The sequence below is a fragment of the Sphingobacterium phlebotomi genome, from assembly GCF_008180195.1.
Taxonomy (GTDB): Bacteria; Bacteroidota; Bacteroidia; order Sphingobacteriales; family Sphingobacteriaceae; genus Sphingobacterium; species Sphingobacterium phlebotomi.
The window spans coordinates 26,961-46,601 of record NZ_VTAV01000011.1; the positions used below are offsets into that span (position 1 = coordinate 26,961).

General features: G+C 40.5%; 19 protein-coding genes. 11 read left to right on the forward strand and 8 right to left on the reverse strand.

The window, feature by feature from the left end; genetic code table 11:
- Window positions 1-66 precede the first annotated feature (66 nt).
- On the reverse strand, window positions 67-1,245 hold the full coding sequence (locus FXV77_RS14630) for a FecR family protein (RefSeq protein ID WP_148919978.1): 1,179 nt from the start codon (window positions 1,243-1,245) through the stop codon (window positions 67-69).
- A gap of 91 nt (window positions 1,246-1,336) precedes the next feature.
- A complete protein-coding gene (locus tag FXV77_RS14635) occupies window positions 1,337-1,951 on the reverse strand; it encodes an RNA polymerase sigma factor (RefSeq protein ID WP_148919979.1) in 615 nt (204 codons plus the stop codon).
- A gap of 405 nt (window positions 1,952-2,356) precedes the next feature.
- On the opposite strand from FXV77_RS14635, the gene FXV77_RS14640 reads away from it, so the two are divergent.
- The 8 genes from FXV77_RS14640 to FXV77_RS14675 all read left to right on the forward strand — a co-directional run bounded on the left by FXV77_RS14640 (window position 2,357) and on the right by FXV77_RS14675 (window position 12,600).
- Window positions 2,357-2,872, forward strand: a complete 516-nt coding sequence (locus FXV77_RS14640; protein WP_148919980.1) for an RNA polymerase sigma-70 factor — start codon at window positions 2,357-2,359, stop codon at window positions 2,870-2,872.
- A gap of 44 nt (window positions 2,873-2,916) precedes the next feature.
- Window positions 2,917-3,519 (forward strand): hypothetical protein, encoded by a 603-nt coding sequence (locus FXV77_RS14645; RefSeq protein ID WP_148919981.1) that lies wholly within the window; start codon window positions 2,917-2,919, stop codon window positions 3,517-3,519.
- 9 nt (window positions 3,520-3,528) lie between these two features.
- Window positions 3,529-4,731, forward strand: coding sequence for a hypothetical protein (locus FXV77_RS14650; RefSeq protein WP_222867801.1), 1,203 nt, complete (start codon window positions 3,529-3,531; stop codon window positions 4,729-4,731).
- Window positions 4,732-4,874: 143 nt separating this feature from the next.
- Window positions 4,875-7,295 carry a TonB-dependent receptor gene (locus FXV77_RS14655; RefSeq protein ID WP_148919983.1) on the forward strand — a complete coding sequence of 807 codons (2,421 nt, stop codon included), beginning with the start codon at window positions 4,875-4,877 and terminating at the stop codon, window positions 7,293-7,295.
- A gap of 28 nt (window positions 7,296-7,323) precedes the next feature.
- A complete protein-coding gene (locus FXV77_RS14660; RefSeq protein WP_148919984.1) occupies window positions 7,324-8,547 on the forward strand; it encodes a hypothetical protein in 1,224 nt (407 codons plus the stop codon).
- Window positions 8,548-8,556: 9 nt separating this feature from the next.
- Entirely contained in the window at window positions 8,557-9,255 is a 699-nt protein-coding gene (locus tag FXV77_RS14665) for a DUF4198 domain-containing protein (RefSeq protein WP_148919985.1), read from the forward strand.
- 7 nt (window positions 9,256-9,262) lie between these two features.
- A complete protein-coding gene (locus FXV77_RS14670) occupies window positions 9,263-10,504 on the forward strand; it encodes a PepSY-associated TM helix domain-containing protein (RefSeq protein ID WP_148919986.1) in 1,242 nt (413 codons plus the stop codon).
- Complete coding sequence (locus FXV77_RS14675; protein WP_148919987.1) at window positions 10,501-12,600, forward strand: outer membrane beta-barrel family protein; 2,100 nt, start codon at window positions 10,501-10,503, stop codon at window positions 12,598-12,600. Before FXV77_RS14670 ends, FXV77_RS14675 begins: the two co-directional genes overlap by 4 nt.
- A gap of 15 nt (window positions 12,601-12,615) precedes the next feature.
- On the opposite strand, the gene FXV77_RS14680 is transcribed toward FXV77_RS14675, so the two are convergent.
- The 4 genes from FXV77_RS14680 to FXV77_RS14695 all read right to left on the reverse strand — a co-directional run bounded on the left by FXV77_RS14680 (window position 12,616) and on the right by FXV77_RS14695 (window position 15,880).
- The gene (locus tag FXV77_RS14680; protein ID WP_148919988.1) at window positions 12,616-13,494 is read right to left on the reverse strand and encodes a PPK2 family polyphosphate kinase; all 879 of its coding nucleotides are present in this window, start codon (window positions 13,492-13,494) and stop codon (window positions 12,616-12,618) included.
- A gap of 32 nt (window positions 13,495-13,526) precedes the next feature.
- Window positions 13,527-14,030, reverse strand: coding sequence for a hypothetical protein (locus tag FXV77_RS14685; protein WP_148919989.1), 504 nt, complete (start codon window positions 14,028-14,030; stop codon window positions 13,527-13,529).
- 113 nt (window positions 14,031-14,143) lie between these two features.
- The gene (locus FXV77_RS14690) at window positions 14,144-15,061 is read right to left on the reverse strand and encodes a helix-turn-helix domain-containing protein (RefSeq protein ID WP_148919990.1); all 918 of its coding nucleotides are present in this window, start codon (window positions 15,059-15,061) and stop codon (window positions 14,144-14,146) included.
- A gap of 63 nt (window positions 15,062-15,124) precedes the next feature.
- The gene (locus FXV77_RS14695) at window positions 15,125-15,880 is read right to left on the reverse strand and encodes an SDR family NAD(P)-dependent oxidoreductase (RefSeq protein ID WP_148919991.1); all 756 of its coding nucleotides are present in this window, start codon (window positions 15,878-15,880) and stop codon (window positions 15,125-15,127) included.
- 338 nt (window positions 15,881-16,218) lie between these two features.
- Between FXV77_RS14695 and FXV77_RS14700 the strand changes: the two genes are divergently transcribed.
- From FXV77_RS14700 to FXV77_RS14710, 3 genes are all read left to right on the forward strand, one after another.
- A complete protein-coding gene (locus FXV77_RS14700; protein ID WP_148919992.1) occupies window positions 16,219-16,455 on the forward strand; it encodes a hypothetical protein in 237 nt (78 codons plus the stop codon).
- A gap of 122 nt (window positions 16,456-16,577) precedes the next feature.
- Complete coding sequence (locus FXV77_RS14705) at window positions 16,578-17,144, forward strand: RNA polymerase sigma factor (RefSeq protein ID WP_148919993.1); 567 nt, start codon at window positions 16,578-16,580, stop codon at window positions 17,142-17,144.
- A gap of 2 nt (window positions 17,145-17,146) precedes the next feature.
- Window positions 17,147-17,968, forward strand: a complete 822-nt coding sequence (locus FXV77_RS14710; protein WP_148919994.1) for an anti-sigma factor — start codon at window positions 17,147-17,149, stop codon at window positions 17,966-17,968.
- 83 nt (window positions 17,969-18,051) lie between these two features.
- Here FXV77_RS14710 and FXV77_RS14715 read toward each other — a convergent pair whose 3' ends face one another.
- Together FXV77_RS14715 and FXV77_RS14720 are read right to left on the reverse strand one after the other, a co-directional pair.
- The gene (locus tag FXV77_RS14715) at window positions 18,052-18,798 is read right to left on the reverse strand and encodes a ferritin-like domain-containing protein (protein ID WP_317132159.1); all 747 of its coding nucleotides are present in this window, start codon (window positions 18,796-18,798) and stop codon (window positions 18,052-18,054) included.
- Window positions 18,799-18,910: 112 nt separating this feature from the next.
- Window positions 18,911-19,603, reverse strand: coding sequence for a ferritin-like domain-containing protein (locus tag FXV77_RS14720; RefSeq protein WP_148919996.1), 693 nt, complete (start codon window positions 19,601-19,603; stop codon window positions 18,911-18,913).
- Window positions 19,604-19,641: the final 38 nt, after the last annotated feature.

The window sequence follows — 19,641 nt, forward strand, 5'->3', positions numbered from 1 at the left end:
AGCATGCGTAATGTTGACGTCTTTTTCGTTGTCTATGTCATATTTTCCTTTCTTTTGATGTCCCGGCTATCGCGAAACGTATATGGTTTGTCCGGTTAGTTTTAGGTGTACTAACCCAGACGATTCAATGAGTTCGAGCACGTCAGTCAAGCGTGTATTGCGTGATATCCATCCGCCGACCAGCATTCCATCCGATATAGAGTCGTCATATTCGATATGTATATTATACCATCTTGAAATTTTTCGCATAGCAACTTTGAGATCAACATTATCAAAATAAAACTCTCCTTCCTTCCAGTCCTTTACCGACTCTATATCTACTTTATGCACATGCATACGCCCATTTTTCGTATATGCTTGTTCTCCAGGTTTAATAATTTTATTTTCACCACCTGAAGTGATCTTCACAGATCCCTCTATCAGCGTGGTGCTTGTTCTGGGCTCATCAGAATAGGCGTTTACATTAAAATGGGTGCCCAGAACTTCGATTTCCTGGTCAGCAACTTGTACAATAAAAGGATGCTCTTTGTCTTTTGCAACTTCAAAATATGCCTCTCCGTGAAGCTGGACTTTCCGAATAAGTTGTTTATCTAGCCCAGAAGAATAGGTTAATCTCGAAGCGGCATTAAGCCAGACTTTTGAACCATCGGGTAAGACGATCGTATAGGTCTCGCCATTGTTGGTCGTAAGGGTATTTATACCTCCAATATCGGAAACATCTCTTCCAGATTCATAAATCAGTTGGCCATCCGCACTTTTTGTGATAATAACACCAGATTCTATAGCTACATTTCCATTGGAAATATTCGTTAGGTGGATTTTCTGTCCGTTGGACAGCGTAAGTGTTGCACTTTCTTTGCCTGGTTCGGTAGGATTTGAAATGGAAGCGTGCATATGGTTATTAGGTAAATTATTCGTATTTATATAAAAGTAGAGCCACCCGCCAAGCAAAATGAGTACCGCGGCGGCAACATAGGGCAGTAGACGCCGGATCAAGGTCGCTTTCACTGGTTTTATACGTTGTTGCAACACCAGAAGTGCGCCCTCCGTTACGTATTCTAACCTATCCTCGGAAACCTCGGTAGTAAGTTCGTCGGATATCATGGCTTTATACAGTAATTCCTGTGCTTCCTTAGTATATGACTTTTCTCCAAAATACGCCAGCAATTGCGCGTACTCTTCGGGGGTATGGTTATCGTGGAAATACCGTTCTAGTAACTCGTTTATATTAGTGTCTGTTGCCAAATTGAATTATTTAATTAAATATACCATCGCGATCAGGTTTACAAGAATACGCGCGGGTAGATAATTCGGGTAGCTCCAGACGAAAAAAAAATTATAGAAAGTCTTTCAATGCATGGAGCGCAATAATATAACCAACCCATGGAAATATTCTTCGGTAGTTCTTTTTTAGGAATTTATTGGCTTTTACAACATGGTCTTTGACGGCGTTTGTGGATATATGCAATATCCCAGCAACCTCTTCATAACTTTTGTTCTCGAACTTACACATCATAAAAACTCTTTTGCGCTGCTCAGGCAATTGGTCAATCAATTGGAAAAGTTCTTTGTCAAACTTTTCTTGATATAGCTGCAGGTCATCCTCTTGGGGAGTAAATGTAATAGCTGCATTGGCACGCTGTTCACGTGCCAATTTTCGGAAATGATCAAGTGCCAAGTGAGTAGCAATGCGATATAAATATCCGCCAATATTTTGATCGGGATCGATAGTTTGTCTTTTTTCCCATACTTTAAAAAATAATTCTTGTAATGCATCTGCTACCAGATCGTCTAATTTGAGCACACTAAAAAGTTTCGTCGCTATTCGATCCTTGTACTTGTGGTAAATTTCTTCAAATGCAATTTGATCTCCTGCACGCAATCTCAATAATAGCCCCTTGTCATCGTTTTTAGCGTAGGTATTTGTTTTTTCTTTCTTTGATGTCTTCATAAGGCGCTAGTAGGAAATATATATATATATTTGTTCATAACCTGTCAAGCATCGTTTTCCGATGAGGCAGTATTAGAAAGTAAAGGTAGCTATTGTTAACGAAAATAATTGTTTATGAAATGAAGCAGTGAATGTTAATGGTTTTCATATTATGACCATCATGATCCGCTAGCTCGCGGATCATATGGAGGGAATATACCACTGTATTCTTCCGGTTTACAAATAGGAGTATATGGATATCGCGAGGCGTTGTGATAATAGAAAAGATGTGGAAAGCATTGGACAAAGCTTATATAGGCAAGCATAACCTGAACATGACGTATAATAATTAGTTAATGTTCTATTTGTTTGTAATGATTCTAAATAATACTATATTTGTGCGTTTTGAAAACGTCTACACATATCATGCAGATTGATAAAAAGCAGTTTGAAGTGCTGTTCCAGTTGTATTGGAAACGAATGTTCTCATTTGCTGCGAAAACTGTATTAGAAGAAGAGGATGCCAAAGAAATAGTGCAAGATGTTTTTAAGTCACTTTGGGAAAGAAGAAGAGACTTAGAATTGCAGGATGCGGAGCGGTATCTATTGCGTTCCGTCAAATTAAAGACCTTGGAATTTCTGAGAAACAAGGGTAATAGACGACGACATCACCAGGTTATATTGCAAAATAAAACGCCTTATTACGAAGAAGACAATTTTCACTACAAGGAATTATACAATCAATTGAATACGGTGGTGGAGTCGCTACCTAATCAATGTAAAAATGTATTTAAGATGAGCCGCGAGGAAGGATTGACGAATAAAGAAATCGCCAATAATTTGCTTATTACGGAAAGAGCTGTCGAGTATCATATCAGCAAAGCGCTCGCTGTCATTAAATTAAAACTGAGCAAAAGCCTAAATATGGTGAAAACCAATTAGTATTAATTTGTTTTTTGTAATTTTGATAATAACATACTACAAAAATGGAAATCAATCAAGATATGCTCCTTAAATATACTGCGGGACAATGCTCGGAGGATGAGAAGTTATTGGTTGAAAAGTGGTTGGACAATGATTCGTGGGATAGTATTGACGACAACAGAACGGTAGCAGAAGAAGTTGGTCAAACCATGTGGAACAATGTGTCGATAGATACGGCTAAGACCAAAAGAATAGGTTGGCTAGCTGTTGCAGCAGCGGCTTCGATTGTTTTTCTCTGCGGTATTTCTTTTTTGTATTTTAAATACGAAACACTTGATTCGCGGTATTTTGCAAATGAATCATTCGATCAAACGAAGTTTTTTACAGAAGATCATTACGATGTTTTGTTGAGCGGAAATAGCAATGCAAGTATTGATCTGGTTAATAATAAATTGATTTTTTCGGGTGATTTTATCATCAAACCAAAACGAAATTTTACGTTGTTGGATGCCGATCATAACACATTGATTTTTAAAGCAGGTAGAGAATACTTTATTTCTGATTCACCTGATTTTGGCAAAATTGTGGTCTTTCAAAAAAGTGATTTAGCTTTTTTGCCATCTAATATGCAAATTAAAATCAAAGAGCAATTTCGCAGCATTTAATAGCGTAGGATGAGAAGACTGATATTTTTGTTGTATTTCATTTCGACTTTTCTTTATTCTTGTAATCAAACCGCTGAAAAAAATATAGATTCAAACTTCGTTCTTTGTTTGTTCAACAAAGATGAAAGCCCGACTAGTTTTTTGCTGGTCGAGAGTCTGGAAGAAGAAGAAAGCGCTTCCGTACAGATTCCCTTGTCTACCTCCCGAATACGAGAGCGGGAGTACATCCAAAAGAATGGCTTTTTTTATCGCTTATCCAATCAAACCAGTGTCTTTACGAGATACCAATTGCAGGGTTCTTCGCTGATACTTCTAGACAGTTTACAATTGCGTAATCCGAACTTTGAAACTGTAAGCTGGAAAGATGAGGAAAATTTACTGGCGGTCAGTAGAGAAGATATAGCGGAAAGAAAAAGCCAGGCCCGAGTCTACCAAATCAATGTGAAAGAGATGACGATCGTACGAGAAGATACGATTATACTACCTAATGCTACGGATGAGTTTTGGGCTTTGCATGTTGGTCTTGTAGATTTCGCTAAAGGCGATCTATGGCTAGCGTATTCGTTTTTCAAATCCAAAGGAAAGTACGGACATACGACATCGGATACGACCTATTACGCGACAATAAATTACGACAGTTTTCAGCTTAAAAATATCCAAAAGGAAACCCGTTCTACCTATCCGGGGGGATTCAATATTATACAATCGTATAGTTTCAAAGATAAAAAAGGTGATTATTATTTTATGACAAACCCCGGTATAGCGCTGGGAAATAATGTCAAATTACCTACGGCTATTTTTAGAAAAAAGAAAGGTCAACATCTCGTTGATCCAACGTATATGATTAACATCTCTGAATCTATAGGAAACCATGCTTATGGAATTTGGTACGTTAGTGATGGGAAAGCGGTCATCCGTAACGAACAAAAACAATTATACACTGATTTTTCTAATTTTCATTCGGTATACCAGTTTGAGTATAGATTGGTAGATTTAAAAACTGGTGTGATCGAAAAAATTCATTTTCCCTTAGATAAGGGCACGCAGAAAGAGAACGTCTGGAGTGATGATAACTATATCTACGCCGCTATCGATGATTCGAATGATGAACATCGGGTGTGGAAATACAACCTACAGACAAAAGAAGTTTCTAAAGGAATCAAGCTTCCTAATACAACCAGTTATACCGTCCGCTTGGATTATCTAAAGTAATACGCTTTGATATTACTTTATCGCAAATTTATAAATCTCGTAGTCAGTTGTTTAGATCGTCTTTGTTAAAATAGTTGACAATACACCTTCGGTAAAGTGAAGTATATGCTACTCTATTATATATACTTAATCTAAATAAAGGGTTGAAATCAACATATACTTTTGTACTATTCATAATTTTAGTCGTTCTTGGCCAAGCGCAGACATCCAATAAGAATGCCGTTTCGGGATTTGTCAAAGACAATTTTGGAAACCCTATTGAAGGTGCTACGGTCTCTATTCCACATCAAAATATCGCGACGTCGTCCGATGTTGATGGCTATTATAAACTGATTTCTGAAAATGTATCAGAGCAGGCAATCCTCCAAGTTACGGCCGTTGGCTATGCTTCCGAGCAACGTTCATTAAACGGGAAATACACGCAAGACTTTCAACTCAAGGAGGATCGCAATGCTATACAGGAAGTGATGGTATCGGGTGTCGCCAAAAGCGATAATGAACGAAAAGTTGCTGAAATAAAACGATCAGGATTTAATGTGAGCGTGATTGATATGAACGTACATGCAAACAAAACGGCAAATATCAACCAAATATTGCGCACAGCGCCAGGTGTCACATTTCGGGAAGATGGCGGTTTGGGGTCAAATTTTGTATTTCGTATCAACGGTTTGGATGCCAAGATATATATAGATGGTGTGCCGATGGACAATTTTGGGTCGTCCATGTCGTTGAATAATATTCCTGTTAACTTGGTTGATCGGATAGAGATTTATAAAGGTGTTGTGCCTGCGTTCTTGGGCTCTGATGCGTTAGGGGGCGCAGTGAACATTATTACAAAACAGCGATCAAGACATTATCTGGACCTGAGCTATAGCCACGGTTCATTCAATACACATCAGGCAGCTCTGGTAGGTATGTATACTAACCCCAAAAATAAATTATCCGTGCGAACGAATGCATTTTATAATTATTCAGATAATAATTACACCATGTATAGTGAACCAAAGTATGGTGTAGTATACGAAAAGACAGTTGATAACAGATTTGTCCCGATCGATGAAGTCAAAAGATTTAGAGATCGATATTACTCGGCTATGGGACAAATAGAGGTCGGGTTGAGAGATAAAAGTTGGGCTGACCAGTTTTTTGTGGGGGTAACTTATTCGGCAAATAATAAGCAAAATCAATTGGGGGCAACAATAAGTTCGGTAAATGGCGGCGATTGGAGAGAATCACAGTACGTGATGCCAACAATCAGTTATAAAAAGCAAAATTTTTTAATGGACCGTTTATTTGCGGATATCTATGCAAGTGTGAGCTATGATGTAGCCACTATTCGCGATACGGCACTTTACAACTACGATTGGAGTGGGTCCTGGGTTGCAAATCAAAACCCATCAAACACTAACCCGCTACAGCACGAAGAGCAAAACACGACTAACTTTCTGGCGAGATCTAACTTCAATTATGATTTTGACGAAGAACGTAACCATAGCTTGAATCTTAATTATAATGTCAATACAAATGACCGTCAGACTTATGATCGGATATTAAATTATAATACGTCTGGGCTACCAAGCCGTATGACACGTCATATAGTAGGGTTGTCCTGGCAAAATCAATGGTTTAATAAACGTTTGGTTAATAATATTGCCATCAAATATTACGGTCTGGATACCTATAAAGAAGTTGATGAGCGCGTATTCGATACGGATCAGCAGCTTTTAAGTGGGGCAATAGTCTCCTATGCTAAATATTTAAATTTCCAAGGGTATAGTTTGGCATCTCGATACCGAATTTTTAAAGATGGAGGAGCAAAATTCTCCGCAGAGAGGGCATACAATATGCCTACCATGAATGCATTGTATGGCGATGGCCAGAATCAAATCGCAAATTGGGATTTGAAACCGGAAAGAAGTGACAATGTAAATGGTGGGTTTTATTATAATACTTTTTTGAACGATAATCACTTTCTCAATTTCGATATTTCCGGTTTTTATCGGTTAGCGAAAGATTATATCAATACGCGTATCGTTACGGATAATGGACAATCAAAATTTCAAGCCTACAATATACCTGGGGTAAAGCTGTATGGAGCCGATACCGAAATCCGTTATGGGTATAAAGATGTGATTACCGCGACGGTCAACGCGAGTTATGATAAAGCACTGGATAATAAAAAATACACAGACGACACGAATCAAGAAGTGAGTTTGACGTATGGCTATCAAATACCGAACAGACCTTGGATATATGGAAATCTAGAAATTGGACTAGCGCAAAATGACTGGCTTGAAAAAGGCAGTCGGACGCAATTATCATGGACTACGCATTATACATATTGGTATTATTTGAGTGACGCGCACTTAGGCTCATTGGCATCGAAAAATCATATTCCAAGCCAAAATGTGCACTCGATTATGCTGAGCTATTCTTGGCATCGCAATAAATATAATGTATCAGGCGAGGTCCGAAACCTAACGAACGAGAGGGCCTATGATAATTTTCGTTTACAAAAGCCGGGTAGAGCTTTTTACGTCAAACTCCGGGTATCATTAATGTAATTTTTAACACAAATAGATAATAATAAAAATGAAACGTAATCGTATTTTAACTTACTGCGCACTAGGGGCGGTATTACTAGCATCTTGTAAAGATAGCCCTAATGAACCTGACACGACGGAAAAAATCAGCACCGAATATTCTGTATGGGTCACCTCAGCTGCAGGATCATATATTTTGACCACAGATGATTTGATGAAGGATACGTTGTTGACACCCGCCGGAAATAAAGGAATCGATATCTCAGGCTACTTACCAGCAGCTTGGTATGGGGTGTATGCCTACAACTATCAAGGGAAATTCTACGTATCTAACGATGGCACGCGTTTCAGCCAACTTGAAATTCAAGATAATGCAACGATGAAAGAAACGAATAACTATGCTTTTTCGAGTGCATTTTATTTAGGGAAAGTATTAAGTGAGATCACCTCTAAGGATGAATTGGTTATGACAAAAACTGCCGGAACTTATAATGAGACTAAAAATGTACTGGAGCAACCCATTTATTTTATGGATGTCAACACGATGAAACTGAATAACACGTTGACTGTAGATATTCCGTTTTTAGATTATACACCACTTACGCCAGATAACACGCCTTACATTGCCCCTTATATGGTGCCTACTAGTTTTACAGTTCGAGGAGACAAATTGTTTGTTGGACACAAATACAGAGGATCGGACGGGACAGGCAATAAAGATATATTGGATTCGACATTGGTTTATGTTTGTGATTACCCATCAATGGCGAATGGAAAACTATTGAAAGATCCAAGAGGGGGGGTAGTAGCAGGACACTGGGAAGTGAATAACACCACATTCTTAGATGACAACAACGATTTATACTTCTTAACAAAGAAAATAGGCCCGGAGACGTACGGTCTAGTACGTATCAAAGCGGGAGAAACGGAGATTGATAAAGACTATTTCTTTGATTTGAAAGATTACAATATCTTCAAAAATACTTCATCTTCTACGATCCAAAAGCTAGGCAACGGCAAAGCTTATATCAGTCCTTTTGTTGTTGACCCGGCTAATAAAAAAGTAACTGCCGATTTAAGAATTCTGACTGGGGGTGCCGAGCCAAAAACGACCATGAATTTGATGGAGAATGGTAAGCTATATGATGTCTTTAAAACGGATGCTTCTAAATGGTATATCTATGAATATGATCCGGCAACGAATGCCGTGAGACGCGGTGCCGAAATCGATGGTGGTATTACGCATGTTTATCACGTAAATAAATTAAAATAAAATCATTTTATGAAAAAACTAATATTATCTGTACTCACATTTTTTGTGGTATTGTCTGCTTCGGCTCACGCTGTATTTTTAGAGACTGCATTGAAGGGTGCTAAAGGCAAATCTCATGCCGTAAAAGTAATTTATGGAGAGCCTGATGAACATGAAGAAATCTCGAAGTGGTGGTGGTATAAAGAAGGAATGCAAGTAACATTGACGTTGATAAAACCAGATGGCAGCAAAGAATCTTTGACGACAACGGTGCAATCGGATCACCTGTTAGCCACATTTGTTCCAGATCAAGAGGGTGTATACCATGTGTCCTTGCACAGAGATACAGAGCGTAAAGAGCGGGCTAAAATACAATATCAAATCAATGCTGTTGCTACCATTCATGTAGGAAATGCTACAATAGGAAATGCGGTATCAAATATCAATAACGAGTTATTTGTTTATGCAGACCAAGCTTCGTACAAAAAGAACAAGGAAGTTTCATTGACATTATATCAAAAAGGAAAACCGGCTCCCCATTCATTTTTACAAATTATCGCGCCAAGCGGATGGATAAGATGGGTAGAAACCGATGATCAGGGGGTGGCTAGATTTACACCGGAATGGAAAGGGAAATATTTTGCGGAGGCATCGAAAAGGGAAAAGGTTGAGGGGAAAGAATTTGAAGAATACAGCCGTGCGACTTCCATGAGCTTTGAGGTGAAATAGATTTAGGATGTCTGCAAGAGAGAAAAAGAGAAATTTATCGATATTTCGTTTGGTCAATAATTGGCTGCATCTTTGGCTGGGACTGATTTCGGGCATTATTGTGTTTATAGTTTGTTTGACAGCATGTCTATGGGTATTCAATTACGAGATTATCGATCTGATGATTCCGAAGAAAGAGAGGCAGTATATTCTGGCTTCAAGTCAATCGTTAATTTCTCCATCAAAAATTATCTCTATTGCAGACTCCCTTTATCCGGATGATTTCGTACGCGGGATTACGTATACAAGGGATCACCCTGTTTCTTTTACAGTGAATGTAAAGCCTAGCGACAGCACCAAAAGGGCAAAACCGGAAGTTAATTTATTGCATCCCTATACGGGTGAGTATTTGGGTCTGCAAGTAGAGGATACTTCGGATGAAGCGCAATTACGGAAAAAACTGAATAGCTTTTTTGCATGGGCACTTAGCGGTCATCGGTTTCTATGGCTTCCTAGGGATATTGGTCGTCCGATTGTCAACTATGCCACTTTGATTTTCTGTATCACCTTAATCACGGGCTTGGTTTGGTGGTATCCTAGGAAATGGACGAAGTCAACACGAGCAAAAAGTTTTAAAATAAAATGGAAAGCGGGTTGGAAACGGGTAAATCTTGATCTCCATAATGTTGTTGGATTTTATTCTTTTTTGTTGGTTCTTTTATTAGCGGTGACGGGCATGTATTACGGTATTGATTGGGTGAACAGGGCCTTGTATTGGTCGACAAACTGGGGGACAAGTTTACCTGAACGTACGTCGGTGAGCTCGGACACGACGAAAATTTCTCATTTAGCAAAGTTTCCGCGGGCCTTTGACAGGGAGATTCAGACTATCCTGACGCAATATAAAGATCCGCATTACCTGACGATCTCGTATCCGGATACGGTTAGGAAGGAGGCGACAATTTCGGTATACATCCGCAACGATATGGACCGACAATTTAATAACCGCTACTATTCTTTCGATCAGTACACAGGCGAATTTCTCCCTAACAGTATTTCGCTGTTTAATAAAGACTATTATGAGTTAAGTGCGGGGGAGAAATTTCGAAGGCTTAATTACGATATTCATGTGGGGTCTATTTGGGGGGCTCCGACAAAAGTGCTCGCCTTTTTCCTAACATTTATTGCGGGTTCGTTGCCCATTACAGGCTTTATCATTTGGTACAATCGTAAATGGGGTAAGAAAAAAAATAGGAGATTATTACAATGAAATCAATAATACTATGCATACTGTTTTCGTGTTCTGTGATGGTGCTGTATGCGCAGAAAGAGGAAATAATAGAGGCTGTAGAAGTCTTTGGAAAACAGGCGAGTGTCCGGCAATACGCAGATAAGATGGTGGTCGATGTAGAGGGAAGTGTTTTGGCAGAGGGAAATAATGTGTTGGAATTACTGGAGAAAACACCGGGACTGGTTTCGGATGGTAAAGGTAATTTTTCTATTCAAGGACGTGCTGGAGCGAATGTGCGCATAGATGGTCGTGATATGTATGTGTCGGGAGAACAGCTAGCTAGTATATTGCGTGGATTACAAGCATCTGAAGTTTCAAAATTGGAGCTGATGAGCAATCCTTCCGCTCGTGAAGACGCATCGGGTACGGCGGGTATTATTAATATTGTGACCAAGCGTAATGCCAAAGTAGGTTTCGGCGGGGATGTATCCTTACGTGCCGCTCAAGGGAGAGAATTTGAGGGTGGCTTTGGCGGTGGCTTACATTATAAAGTCAATGGTTTAGACCTGTATGCGCAAGGGAATAAAAGCTATAACCGCACAAACAGCCACAACCTGACCGAAAGAAGTTTTTATGACCAAGGTGATTTATTGTCCTTCCAACGGCAAAATGAAAGAAAAATTTTAGATGATGCGACGTTTCATAGCGTGCGCGCGGGTGCAAAGTATGAATTCGCGGACGGAGGGATATTGGATGGAAGTGTCCATTGGATGGAAGGTAGTTATAAACCATATGCAACGATCGATATGGATACATGGCGTTTTCCGGGTGATGTATATTCCGAACGCGCAATGAGTAATAATCATTTTGATGAGTCTTTTAAAAATTGGACGTTTAATGTGAATTATTCGAATAGATATGAGGGCGAAGATCACTTCTTGAAATTCAATTTTGATTTTGCTCCGCATGGTAATGATTATAATAATCGTTTCGTAACGGATGTTTTTAATCTTCAAAATGATACTAAAACCTCTACAGGGCGTACCAATGTGCAAGATCTGAGCAATACTACCTATGCCGGAAGGCTTGATTATAGCAGGCCGCTTGCTGATGCAAGTAAAATTGAACTTGGCTGGAAAGGGACATACTTTTTTATCAATAATGATGTGGTCAATACGGTACTGGATAATGGAAACTGGATACAGGATGTGGCAACTTCTAACCGTTTCCAGTATACGCAACATATCGAGGCAATGTATGCCATTTATTCGGGAAAATATAAAAAATTAGAATATCAAGCTGGTTTGCGTGGTGAGTACACGTTTATAAAGGCTAACCAGGTGACGCTGGACAAGAAAAATGATCAACGCTATTTTGATTTGTTCCCCAGTGGGTCTTTACTATATAACCTGAATGACAATAATACGTTAAGGACGTCATTTAGTAGTCGGATAGAGCGGCCGGGTGATCATGATATCAATGTGTTTCGCATCTACGAGGATGCCTATAGTTACCACGAAGGAAATCCAGACTTAAAACCGGAGAAGAGCTACATCACCGAAATAGGGCATGGATTCAAAAATAAAGTGTTTACCACGTTGGGTGTTTCTTATGGCCGGGATATTATCAATTGGATTATTCGTCAGGGAGACCAAGTAGGCGAAAACTTATCCAGACCCGAAAATATAGGACGTTATCTGAATTACAGTGCGAGTGTGATGTATAATCAAACATTGAATTCTTGGTGGACGGCGAGCCACTACGCCAATGCTTTTTATAACGACTATTCTGGGGAGATCGGCAACGTGAACTTAGATGCCAAAGGATCGAGCTGGACGGCAAATAGCCGCCACACCCTACAATTTAAATATGGATTTCGCTCCGAAATTTCATTATATTATCGTTCTGGCGTGACGACTGGGCCAACACGCACGGATCAAAGATATGGTATGGATTTAGCGGCAGAGAAGAAAGTGTTTGGTGAACGTGGGATGGTCAAGTTGGCTGTAAATGGTCTGCTTAGGAATGCTAACCCGCAGTTAACGAGTGAATATGGCGACTTGAAAATATTCCATTCGGATTTTCCGGACAATAGAAAAGTCTTATTGTCATTGAATTATCGTTTTGGAAATTAATGTTTTGCGTGTCTCTCAACCGTTGTTTTCCAGTTCTCTTTTATAGGCGGCTTTATGCTGTTCGATTTCGGGTGGCATCTCCGGGTATTGGATGTCCTTGTACTTTTTGAGTTTATCCAATATAATCTTCGCTACTAAATACCTTGCGATGGGTTTGCTGTCTGATGGGATGATATACCACGGTGCATGCTTCTTGGAGGTGTTTTGTATCGCTTCTTGGTAATGGTTCATGTACTCATCCCACAGCGCACGTTCTTTGAGGTCGCCTGGTGAAAACTTCCAGTTGTGCTTTTCTTTTTCTAGTCGTCTTAGTAGCCTGTCTTTCTGCTCGTCTTTGCTGAGGTGGAGGAAGAATTTGAAGACTATTGTTCCGTTTTTTACGACGTGCTTTTCAAAGGCATTAATCTGTTCGTACCTGGTTTTCCAGAAATCCTTAGGGATATCTTCCACGGCGTCGATGCCAGGGATGTTCTCGTTAAGGATATATTCTGGATGAACGCGGGTCACCAACACATTTTCGTAGTGGGTACGGTTGAAAACGCCAAACTTACCTTTTTCCGGTAGAGCGACCGCGTGGCGCCACAGGTAATCGTGTTGCAGCTCTTTGGAAGTAGGTGTTTTAAAACTATGGACCACAACCCCGCGGGCATTGAATTTTTGGAAAACTTCTCGAATAAGGGAATCTTTTCCGGCAGTATCCATGCCCTGAAAACAGATTAATACGGCGTATCTGTTGTGGGCGTAGATGACATCTTGGATTTTCGCTATTTGTTTTCTGATCTTTTTCAATCCTTGGATAGCTTCTTCTTCCGTGATGTCTGGGCGGACATCCGTAGGATGATTCTCCATGATAAATTGATTGTCCGTCGTTAGTTTCTGGAGTAGTTTCTTCATATTACCGTATTTTAATGTTGAATCGTGCTGACCTAATCTCTTGAAATAGTAATGACGATAGGCTCACCATTGGCTACGCCGCTGATATTCCCGCCTTCATATTGTAAAGTGTATGAACCTGCTTTTTCTATTTTATACCCTTTTTTCAGATCAAAACTTACGGATTTTGTTTTGTGCGGCGCTACAGTATGATAGGTTTCTGCCGGTGGCGGCATTACCCGGCGCGTCATCGCCCCTATGTAATCAATTTCGTTTCCAGCACTGTCTTTAACGGTAAGAAATTTACTCATCATCCCCTCAAATGGGGTATGGTACTGGGTGAATTTCAACGTATCATCGCTGGGATTGGTAACCGTGAATTTTAGGGGGATAGCACCGCGAAGCGCATATTTTTCTTCGCCGGTTAAGGAAGCATATAATGTAGAATCGTTTTGTATTTGATTGCCGTGGTTTCCCATATTTTGTATAGACTTGCATTGTGTCGTCAATCCCAGGACAGCGAATACAACGGTAGATTTTAAAATGTTTTTTAGCATGGTTTGTTTATTATTCGAAAAGATCAATCAAAATTGCTGCCAAATATCGTTATTTCGGGGATGAAGGTTAAAAGATAAAGAAATCTATCGTAAGGTTCTGAGGCCTTGACGGGCTAATTTAGGTCGAAGCGCTTCCGAAACTCCAAGGGTGTTTGTTTTGTTTTTTGTTTAAATAGTTTGCTGAACGATTGCGAATATTCAAAGCCTAGCTGGTATGCTATCTCACTGACGGAAAGTGGTGTATTCGATAGTTTCTCTTTCGCCTGTTCGATGACTTTATGTTGGATATGTTGTCGGGCATTTTGTCCGGTAAGGTGTTTTAGCGTGCTGCTTAAGTAATCCGCTGAGATATGGAGTTCACCACTCAGATATTGCACGGTAGGCAAGCCCTTTTCCATCAAGGTATCGCTCTTGAAATAACGATCCAGTACGCTTTCGAACCGCGTTAGGACTTCGTGGTTGTTTTGATCTCTAGTGAGAAACTGCCGTTTGTAGAAACGTTCGGAATAGTTAAGCAGCAATTCAATCTGGGAAATAATGATGTTTTTGCTAAAATCATCCATATTGCCCGAATACTCCTGCTGAATCTGTCGGAATATTTCGAGAATAATTTTTTCTTCTTTTTCGGATAGAAATAGGGCTTCATTGACTTCATATCCGAAGAATTCATACCGCTTCATCTTCTCTGTAAGGTTGGTATTCCAAAGAAAATCGGGATGAAGAAGTAAGATATATCCCGAGGGCGAGCGATGCACATCGTCCTTGGTGTATTGGACTTGGAGTACTTGCTGTGGAGCAAAAAACGTCATTAAGCCCTCGTCAAAATCATAGGATTGCTGTCCGTAACGGTATTTCCCGATGACGTCTTTTTTCAAGGCAATACTATAAAACGATTTCAAATAATGAAAATGGCCTTCTACCTTATGCAGATCAGCATAGTTTACGACGCTGATAAGCGGATGATCGGGAAGGGGTATGCCGTTTAATCGGTGAAATTCAGTAATCGTTTCGATTCGGATTAATTCGTTCATATGCACTGATCCATTAAAGAAAAGCAGAAGATACAAACTTCCACTTTTCTTTTTACTTTTTTGTTAAATATTCATGCCTCCAGAAACTTCAATGCGCTGTGCATTGATCCAGCGGGCATCTTCCGTACATAAAAATGCTACAACGCCACCGATATCTTCGGCTAAACCTGCGCGACCTAAAGCTGTGACCGAACTAACGGCTTTATTGTATTGCTCGTTATCACGAACGGCGCCGCCGCCGAAATCTGTTTCGATAGCGCCGGGAGCGATAGTGTTCGCCCGGATGCCTTTGCTGCCCAGTTCTTTTGCCAAATAACGGGAGAAAACCTCGATGCCGCCTTTCATCATGGCATAGGCAGCATATCCGGGCATACAGAATCTGGCTAAACCGGAAGAGACGTTGATAACTCCTCCACCTTCGTTGAGGAGAGGGATAAGTTTTTGTGTCAAGAAAAATACGCCTTTGAGGTGGATATTCGAGAGCGTGTCGAACTGCTCTTCTGTGGTTTCTGTAATAGAATTTCCGAGCCCAATGCCTGCATTGTTAACTAAAAAATCAATCGTTTCTTGTCCGCGTTTTTCTTTTAACGTGGTTTTGATTTCTGCAATCACGGCATCAAAGCTGTCTGTTTTTGAAGTGTCCAGTTGTATCGCAAACGCTTGCTGTCCTTTGTTTTCGATGGCTTCCACCACTTTGGCAGCTTCTTCTTTATTGCTTTTATACGTCAGGACCACATCTAGTCCTTTTTCGGCAATGCGCAGTGCCATATCTTTTCCTAAACCACGGCTTCCGCCGGTTACAAATGCTATTTTATTCATTGTTCTTCTTTTTTATAGTGACAATGCAAAGATCATTCTAAAATGTGTTCTTTTTGTATCTCAAAACCGGATACTTGTAGCCAAAACCGTTTTTCTGCGGGCTCTTTTATAGAGCTATCCAGCAAAATTTTTGCTTTCATATGTTCCATGCTTTGTGCTAGCCTCCCTTTAGCGGACTTTTTGATAGGGTACAACCGGAAATGGGGAAAGAAGAAAAAAGCGCCGAGTTTAATTGACCTGAAAAAAAAAATTCACAATTGAGCAACGATGCGCTAGTTACTGACATACTGCTGTCATTAACCTGTTTATTTTTGTTTTGAACAAACAATAGAAAAGTTATGAAAGACGAAAGAAAAGAGTTCGACGAACAGCAAAGTTATTTGCCAAAAAGCAGCCAAGAGATGATAAATCTGCGGGAAGAACGGAACACGACAAACGAAACTATTGCCAATGAGCCGATGCATGACGATGAACATTATTCGGCATTAGAAGGGGGCACGCTGGCGGAGAGCGATATCGCGAAACAGGCGCATAGGCGTGCGGCAAACTATGTCAGGAGCTTACTGCTGTTTTAGCGCCTCTGTGCATCTTCCTGAATTTACTAATTCTTCCCCGACCCATCGTCTGTCATACAAACGATTAGCAAAATGTGGTATATTCTAAATATTATTATTACATTTGATCGAACAATTACGTCTTGAGCCCTATCCAATATATAGCTGAGAAGGACTTGATTTCTTTATTAGAGAAGCGGGATCGACGCGCATTTAATTACCTCTATGATAATTATTCCGACGCGCTATATGGCGTCGTCTTACGGATTGTGTCGTATAGACAGTATGCCGATGAGGTTATTCAGAATGTATTTGTTAATATTTGGGACAAGATGCCTCAATTCGATCCCCAAAAGGGAAGGTTGTACACTTGGATGATCAACATTGCTCGGCACGCTGCCATTGACTACATCAAGTCTAAAACTGTCCAAAATGAGCAAAAAAACCAGTCGCTTCCAGAAATCGTAAATAATACAGAGAATCATCAGTTCTTCGTGAAGGAACATGAAAAAAAATCAGACTATATTGGAATAGAAGACGTTATAAGGGGCCTAAAACCAGAGTGGAGATTATTGATTCAGATGGCCTATTACGAAGGTTATACGCAACAGGAAATAGCCGATCGGCTGGCCCTGCCGTTAGGAACCGTCAAGACTAGAATCCGAGCAGCATTGCTGGAATTGAAGGTTATATTAAATGAATACCGATAGCCGTGGATATTAAAGAATACATATCGTCAGGGATTATTGAAGCATACGTGCTGGGACTCGCAACGGAGCAGGAAGCTAGTCTATTGGCATGTGTGCGTAAAAGTTACCCAGAGGTAGAGCAGGCTATAGTGGAAGCGGAGATTGCCTTGGAGGCCATGGCTACGGCCCAAGCAGTCCGACCTGCAGAGCATTTAAAGGATGATATCTGGAATAGAATCAGTACGGGTAGCAATGTATTGCCAGCCCAACAAGCCGAGGTAACATTGGAGCAGGAACCTGAATCAGCCACGTTCCGAAATAAATCAAGGTCTAAGCTGACACCTCGAAGCAGAAGCCTTTTGGCAGTGGCGGGTTTGCTATTGGCAATAAGTGTCGCAATAAACATTTATATGTATCGCGATAATAGAGTCGTACAGCAAGATTTATTAGCCGCAAATGTACAAAAGGAGCAAGCAGAAAAATTGCTGTCCTCATCCAATGCGCAGTGGGAGATCATTAATAGACCAGCCGTTAGGTCGATATTACTAGAAGGCACTCCGGGCCATTCCGATCTAAGGGCTAGGGTATATTGGGATACGGAAGAGAAATCTGTATATCTTATTGCCGATCAATTACCACCAGCGCCAGAAGGTAAGCAATATCAGCTTTGGGCCATCGTGGACGGAAATCCCGTCGATGCCGGTTTGGTGCCCTTGTCGGAAACGCAAACGATGTATACGATGCGTACTATACCTTCTGCAGAAGCATTTGCTATCACGATAGAGAAAATTGGTGGGAGCGCAGTACCAACCCTGACGGAACTACGTGTAATCGGCAATATTTAATAGACTGTCTATTCCACTTTTATAAAAAAGCCCGTTTCTTTCGAAACAGGCCTAACTATGGACAACACACTATCGTCCCAACATCAATCTTGTACTATGAATAATCCGGCAATGTCTAAGACACTATCGGCTGTAAGTGGTTCATCGAATGATTGCGTCGCTGCATTAACAGAAATCTTACCAGAAACCCCTGATAGCATAGTAATATCGACGCCAGCTTGGACTTTATTGTCTTCACCCGCATATATCGGGTCGACAACCGATCCAATTCCGCTATCGTTAGCCCCTGTAATCCAAGGTTTTTGATTCTCGGCAGCGCCACCACGCGCGCGTCGCATCTGTCTGATATGTGATGCGTGCCGTGCTTCTGCGGAATGGATTTGTAAAGCCGCAGTGAGTACGACCTGGTTGCCTTTAAGGATACCTGCTTGGCCTTTATATGCCCGTACACCAGTATCTTCAAAAGCTTGCGCCAACGCTAAAAAAGTATCATAATCGCTAAACACAGAACTAAATGTGCCACCAGCGGTGAAATCAAATGTTGGCTTAGTTACAGCTGCATTACCAAGGACCTCCTTTAGAAAGCCGACGTGCGCTACTTCGTGATCCCGAATTGTTTTAATAGCTTGTAAAGGCCTTCCAGAGGGAATGAGTCCTGACTTTTCTGCAGCCAATGTGTAAAATTCTGCTTCAAGGTATTCCAATGTCAATGCGTAATTAAGGACACCGGTCACATCCGTTGGAGCGGTCTGTCCATATGCCCTTTTTATTAAGTCGCTCAATACAAATGGTATTGCCGCAATACTAACTTTTTTACCAAAGGACATCATATTACGTATGGCTTCGCGGCGTGGACTGATGCGCTCGTTGAATTCTGGTTCAACAGTCGCTATTGTATCAAATATTTGAAAAAGATTCATGATCGTTACGTTTAATAGTGAATTAATAAGTTGGTAAATCGCTTACATCAACTTTTGATTTTATAAAAGGAGCTGCAGCCTGTAATACCTTGGTCGGGCTGTTAGCCACATCTAAACCATTGCTATCTATAACTTCGCTGTCAGCAAAGCTACCGTTGTCAATTAGATCACGAACCAGTGCTGCATGGCGAGCTTCTACCGACACTATTTTTCCAGCCAAAAGAAGATAATCTCCATTGGCAATTAACCATCCCGCACCATTGTATGCTGATACGCCCAAATCTTCAAATACTTTTGCCGTCGCTAGAACATTCTCTCTACTCGAAAAATTTACTTTAGAAAAATCAAATTCCAACGAATCTATAGCTTTGTCTCCCAATGCTTTTTTGAAAAACTCCCGATGTGCTATTTCGTGATCGCGGATATCCGTGAAAAGCGTTTTCTCCCATTCTGATATGTTCGAGTAAGGGTTTTTGATCATTTCGATATAAAAAGCTGCTTCCAATTGTTCAAGCGCGTAAGCGTAGTTTAATATTGCTATATCTCCACTACCGAAATAAAAGCCTTTGCCGCCCATATCATCTGGTGGCGAATCATCTTTATTACATCCTGTAACGCTGAGAAGTGCTATACCCGTGGCTCCGGCTCCTACTAGCTTTAGAAAATTCCTTCGCTGAAGGATTTTGTCTGGCCGCTCATTGTCTTGAACTGCCAAGTCTTTTGAGGTTGTGTGTGTGTTTCATAACCGTTTTT